Annotated in this window: 4 protein-coding genes; 2 read left to right on the top strand and 2 right to left on the bottom strand. The window is 61.7% G+C overall.

Going from position 1 to position 6,448, the window contains the following annotated elements:
- Window positions 1–241: 241 nt before the first annotated feature.
- Both ACYVDE_RS12035 and ACYVDE_RS12040 read right to left on the bottom strand, forming a co-directional pair.
- Entirely contained in the window at window positions 242–1,003 is a 762-nt protein-coding gene (locus ACYVDE_RS12035; RefSeq protein ID WP_460501791.1) for a PASTA domain-containing protein, read from the bottom strand.
- Window positions 1,004–1,128: 125 nt separating this feature from the next.
- Entirely contained in the window at window positions 1,129–3,888 is a 2,760-nt protein-coding gene (locus tag ACYVDE_RS12040) for a D-alanine--D-alanine ligase family protein (protein ID WP_460501792.1), read from the bottom strand.
- 232 nt (window positions 3,889–4,120) lie between these two features.
- Here ACYVDE_RS12040 and ACYVDE_RS12045 point away from each other — a divergent pair, with 232 nt between their 5' ends.
- Both ACYVDE_RS12045 and ACYVDE_RS12050 read left to right on the top strand, forming a co-directional pair.
- Window positions 4,121–5,311, top strand: a complete 1,191-nt coding sequence (locus ACYVDE_RS12045; protein ID WP_460501793.1) for a phosphoglycerate kinase — start codon at window positions 4,121–4,123, stop codon at window positions 5,309–5,311.
- An 827-nt stretch (window positions 5,312–6,138) separates the two neighbouring features.
- Window positions 6,139–6,448: tail fiber protein (locus ACYVDE_RS12050; RefSeq protein WP_460501794.1), on the top strand; the 310-nt coding region annotated here is incomplete at its 3' end.

Here is a 6,448-nt window from a genome sequence, read left to right on the forward strand (position 1 = left end):
GTGCCCGGCCCGGGTCGGCGCTCAGCGGTCCCGAGGGCACCACCTGCGCTACGGCCGGCGCGACGGTCAGCAGCAGGAACAGACAGGAAATTGGCAACAGTCGGCGCAGCGCGTGGAAAGGTGTCAGCATAAGAATATCAATTTGGAAGCTAACGACGAAGGCGGGAAAAAAAGTGCAAGGGGCGCGCGGCCAGCGCCACGCGCCCCTTGCGGCGGATTTAAGCAAAAAATGACCAGCCGTTTACTTGGCAATCCAGATATCAACTAGTTGGCCCATCCGGATGGTGGCATCGGGGCCAGGGGCGGGGCGCTGGCGCACCACCGTGCCGCGCGTCTGGCCTTCTTCAGCGGGCTGCTCAAACACTTCGCCTTTCTGCAGGCCCTGACCCACAAGCAGCGTCACGGCCTCGTCTTCGGGCATGTTGATGAGATTGGGCACGGCAAACGTCTGATTTCCTTGGCCGTCGCCCACCACAAGGTCGACTTTGGTGCCCTTGGCAATGGCCGCGCCGGGCGCGATTTCCTTGCCGTTCACCAGCTGCTTCAGCACTGCACCGGAGGCCAGGTCGGGCACCAGCTGAATCTGGCCCACCACAAGGTCGTAGCTTTTCAGAATCAGCATGGCGTTTTTCGACGAGCCATCGGTGAGCTTGGGCATCTTAATTACCGGCGGGTTCTTCATGCTCACCTGCAGGTAGATTTTGCGGCCCTCCTTCACCTTTTCGCCCGGCGCTGGGTCCTGCACCAGCACCGTGAAGGGGCGGATGTTGGGGCTATAGCTGGAGTCGTCCACGAAGTAGTTCAAGTTGCGCTCGTCGAGGTATTTCTCCAGGTCGGCCACGTTCATGCCCGTTACTTTGGGCACCGTAATGGTTTCGCCGTGGTGGGTGCTCACGGGCAGGTACACGTAGAAAAAGCCCAGCACGAGCAGCAGGCCCGCCACGGCAATGAGCACAAGGTGCTTCACCACATCGAGCGGGGTATTGGAAGTGAGGAAAGCCATTTTTAAATGGTAATACTATTTGAAAGAATAAAGAACGTCATGCTGAGCTTGTCGAAGCATCTCTACCGCAAGAGTAAATGAATACTTGCGCGGCAGAGATGCTTCAACAAGCTCAGCATGACGTTCTAGTTGGCGGCAATGGCCTTGGCCGCCCGCGCCTTGCCGAACTCCAGAATCCGGTCGATGAACTGATAGGGCGTGTAGCCGGCAATGGCCGTTTGGTGGAAAATGCAGGTGGCGGGCGTCATACCCGGCAGCGAGTTCACCTCGATGATGAGCACCTCCACCTCGCCCTCCTGGCGCACGCGCACGAAGGCGTCAATCCGGGCGTAGCCCTGAATGTCGAGCACTTCGGCCACGCGGCGCAGTACGGCCTTCACCTCGTTCGAGATGCGCTGACGCTCCACCGGGTCCACGTCGTAGCGGGCGGGGGTGATGTTCTGGCCTTCGCCGGCCAGGAATTTCTCCTCCAGGCTCAGTACCTCGCCGGTGGCCAGCGCCTCGCTGGCCTCGAACACTTCGATGTTAAGCTGCCCGTCCTCATCATATGAAGTCAGCAGGCCGCCCGTAATTTCGAGGAAGTGCGCGGCCCCGTCGCGGCTGATGAGGGTTTCGACCAGAAAGGCATCCTTGCGCGGGAATTCTTCCTTGAAGCCCAAGTGCAGCACGGCGGCCGGGCCTTCGAGCAGGTCTTCTTCGGTGCGGAAGATGAGCTGGCAGAAGGCTTCGAGCTCCGCGCGATTCTTAATTTTCTTCACTGCCGAGGAGCAGCCGTCGTCGGCCGGCTTGGCGATGAAGGGGTAGGGGAACTGCGTTTCCAGGCTGCGGTAGAAGCTTTCGGCGTCGGCCTGCCACTCTAGCTTGTTGGCCATGCGGTGCTCGGCCACCAGCAGGCCGGCGTCGCGCAGGCGCTTGTTGGTTTCGAACTTATTGATGGTAACGCTGCTGCTGGCCACGCCCGAGCCGTTGTAAGGCAGGTTGAACTTCTCCAGCTCCTGCTGCAGGGCGCCATCCTCGCCGGGGCGGCCGTGCAGGGCAATGAATACTTCATCGACCATGCCGGCCAGCTCCTCGAACGACACGCGGCGCGGCTGGGCCAGCGCCTGCCCGGCGTAGGTGCTGGTAATCTGGCCGGCTTCCTGGCGGATGCGGGCCAGAATGGGGTGCGGGGCCTCACCGGCCTCGGCGTGCTCAATCTTCTCGCGGATGTCGTCGGCGTTGTCCTTCAGCATCACGTTCACGGGCAGCACGTAGAGCTTGTGCTCCTGCGCCGAGCCGGTGAGGAACACCGGCACCGGCGCGTACTTCGCCGACGAGCTCAGCTTCTCGAAAATGTTGCGCCCGCTCTCCACCGAAATGTGGCGCTCCGACGAATACCCGCCCATAATCACCGCCACGCGCACGCGCTCGGTGGCCTCGTGCTGGCGGCCGGCCACGGCCGTATCGAGGGTGTTGAGTAGCGCCCCCAGCTTCACCGGACGCAAGCCCGCGCGGCGGCGCGCCGCCAGCGAGGTGCGAATGAGGTAGGTGAGAAACTGGCTGGGGTTCAGCCCAATCTCGGCGGCCTGGTGGAAGAAGAACGAAGCCGGCAGCATGCCCGAGGTGGTGTTCGGGTCGTTGAGGAACAAGCGGCCGTCGTGGGCCACAAACCCATCCAGGCGTGCGTACACCTGGAAGCCGAACGTGCGAAACATCTCCTCACAGGCTTCGCGGATTTCCTGAATATGGGCTTCCGGCAGGTCAATGGGCGTGACTTTGCGGGCCAGGCCGGGCAGGTACTTCGAGCGGTAGTCGAACATCTCCTCACCCTTCACAATCTCGGTGGGGGGCAGGGCCAGGGGCTGGCCGTCGGGGTCTTCCACCACGATGCACGAGAACTCGCGGCCGGCCACGAAGCTTTCCACCAGCACCTGGGTTTCGCCGTCCACGTTGGTCAGGCGCAGGGTTTCGGCGGTTTCGAAGGCCTGGTCGAGGGTGTAGAGCAGGGTTTCGGGGTGGAAAATCTGCTGGGTGCCGGGCGCTTCGGCCAGCTGCGAGTCGTCGGCCGGGCCGTCGATGGCGGCGGGGCCAAACTGCTCGTTCAGCACCACGGGCAGGCCGATGCCCTCGCGGATATCGGTGAGGTGCTGCACCCAGGCCACTTTGTCCTGCGCGCCCAGGCGCTGCCAGTCGGCCCGCGTCAGCGTTTTGCGGAACAGACTGCGCTCGATGGCCGCCTCAAACTTGGCGAGGTCGTCGGTTTTCAGAATGCTCACGCCGATGCTCGAGCCTTGGCGCGGCGCTTTCAGCACCAGCGGCAGGCCTAGCTCGCGCACCAGGTAGGCCAGGGTGGCGGCATGGTCGGTGCGGTCCCATTCCTCGGCCGTGATGACGCGGAAGTCGGGTGTGGGCCGGTTCAGGGCCTTCAGCAGCTTTTTCTGCGCAATCTTATCGATGCCGAAGGCCGAAGGCAGAATGCCCGAGCCCGAGTACGGAATGCCCAGCCACTCCAGCATGCCCTGAATGGCCCCGTCTTCGCCGCCCGGCCCGTGCAGGGCCAGGAAGGCGAAGTCCATCAGCAGCGGCAGCTGCTCGGGCTGCACCTGCCGGCCCACCTTGGCAATGGCCTCGAACTTCTCGTCGTGGCTCAGCTCGCCCAGGCTTTCGATGTACACCTGCAAATGGTGCAGCGAGGGCGGCTGCGAGCTCACCGGCGGGTAGAAGTCGCGAATGGTGCCTTTATAGATGTATTGCCAGTCGAGCAGAATAAACTGCCCGAGGCTATCGACGAAGATGGGCACGGGCTGAAACAGCGCCTTGTCCAGGTTATCAAACACGGTGCGGCCACCGGCGAAGGAAATTTCCCGCTCACGCGAAGTGCCCCCGAAAAAAATACCGATTTTCATAAGTGCAGCAAAGGTAAGGAGAGGGGCGGGGGAGTTGGTTGGGTGCAGGGGGCTTGGTCGAAATCGGCAGAACGGTCGTGCCGAGCGTAGCGAAGCATCTTTACCCCAAGAGTTAAAATGGATTACTTGCGCAGTAAAGATGCTTCGCTACGCTCGGCACGACCGTTCTTTTCTGTTTGACGTTCTTTGCAGCGCTACTCAAGTCCACCAAACTTCTCATCACCCTATTGAAATGAACACCCTCGATACCTATAATTTCGCCGGCAAGCACGCCGTAATGCGCGTCGACTTCAACGTACCGCTCGACAAGGACCTGCGCATCACCGACGACACGCGCATCCGCATGGCCACCCGCTCGGTGATGAAAATCCTGAACGACGGCGGCTCCGTGGTGCTGCTCTCGCACCTGGGCCGGCCCAAAGGCGGCTACGAGCAGAAATACTCGCTCGAAGCCCTCGTGCAGCGCCTTTCGCAGGAGTACGGCCGCGAGGTGCAGTTCGGCGGCGACGTGCTCGGGGCCGAAGCGGCCCAGAAAGCGGCCTCCCTGCAGCCCGGCCAGGTGCTGCTGCTCGACAACGTGCGCTTCTATAAGGAAGAAGAAGCCGGCGATGCCGCCTTCGCTGCTAAGCTGGCCACCCTCGGCAACGTGTACGTGAACGATGCTTTCGGCACCGCGCACCGCGCCCACGCCTCCACGGCCGTAATGGCCAACTCGTTTGCCCCGCAGGACCGCGTGGGCGGCTACCTGCTGCAGTCGGAAATCGACAACGCCAAAAAGGTGCTCGAAAACGCCGAGCGACCATTCACCGCCATCATGGGCGGCGCCAAGATTTCGGACAAGATTCTCATCATCGAAAAGCTGCTCGATAAGGTCGACAACCTGCTCATCGGCGGCGGCATGGCCTACACCTTCGCGGTGGCCGAGAACGGCCACGTGGGCAGCTCGCTGCTCGAAGCGGACAAGGTGGACCTGGCCCGCCAGCTCATCCAGAAAGCCAAAGACAAGGGTGTGAACCTGGTGCTGCCCACCGACTCGCTCATCGCCGACAAGTTCGCCAACGACGCCAACGTGGACGTGGCCGGCAACCACCACATCCCCGACGGCTGGATGGGCCTCGACCTCGGCCCCGACTCGCGCGAAGCTTTCGCCGACATCATCCGCCAGAGCAAAACCATCCTGTGGAACGGCCCGATGGGCGTGTTCGAGATGAGCAACTTCTCGCTTGGCACCGAGTTCGTGGCCAAAGCCATTGCCGAGGCCACGGCGGCCGGGGCCTACTCGCTCATCGGCGGCGGCGACTCGGCCGCGGCCGTGCAGCAGCTCGGCTTCGGCGAGCAGGTGAGCTACATCAGCACCGGCGGCGGCGCGCTGCTCGAGTACATGGAAGGCAAGGAACTACCCGGCGTGACGGCGCTGGGCTAGGCCACTGGCTGCCCGCTGACCCGCTACAGGGACCAGCACCCCCGGTTTCGGCTGCTTCGGCGGCTGGGGCCGGGGGTGTTTTTTTGGCCGGCCGGGGCCGGAAAGACAGCGCGTGGGTTTTCAAAAATCAGGTATATCTGCCCTAGAAAGGCGGTGAAACGGGTTGATACTCTGTGCGAGTATTTCTCGCCTGCCGCGGGACGCACGTAGCCGTGCCGCGCAGCACAGCCGGAAATTTCATCGGGCGTTTGGCGCGGTTCATCCGCTGAAAAAAAGTTTTCACCTTCCCAAAGCCATTTTCGCTCTGTTAGCCCACACTTTTTCTGTATTCGAATAAATTAACATATAAAATCAAAAAATCCACACTACTTTTAACCGATTTTAACTCGGCTATCTATCCAACCAAGTCTACTGTGAACGACTACTTACGCTGGCCAAAAAGAGCAACGTTGAGCGATTTCACTGGCGGCCCCGTGCACTACGGCCCGCAAGTAGGTGAGGCGGCCGCGCCCAGACAGTCTGGATGGAGAGAAAGAATTGGTTTCAATAGCGGCCGGGCACAAAAAGGCACCGGCGGCGGTGAACGGCAGGTAGCCGGCTGCAAAAACGGCTTAGGCCTTATTGGGGTGACCACGCAGCCTTGGCCAGGCCCAGTGGCGGCACGTTTGGGCATTGGTGAGCTATGGCGAAAAGCCACAAAAACGACATGAATATGTCATACCGGCGTGTTGCACGGGCCGCTACCTTTGAGCCCGAATAGCCACTCAACAAGTATAAAAAACTGGCTGTCATCGTTTCTTACTTTTTTTCAACCGCATTTATCGCATATGGCAGAACTTATTACTCCCACCAACCTCACGCCGGACGGGTTGATGCGTCCGGCCTCGCGGCGCACTTGGCTTAAAGGCATGGGCGCACTACTGGGCAGTGGCCTGTTGGCGGCCCCCGCCGCCGTGCTTGCCGCTCCTGTTCCGGTTACTGCCGCGGAGGCGATTACCCAGGCCGGCGGCGACGAATACATTGGCGTGGTGAAGCTGCTGGCTGGCACCAGCCTGCCCATCGGCTGGTCGCTCTGCGACGGCCGAGTGCTGCCCGTGGCCGAACACCCGGCGCTGTTTGCCGTGTTGGGGGCGGCCT

The sequence above is a fragment of the Hymenobacter agri genome (genome assembly GCF_054778495.1).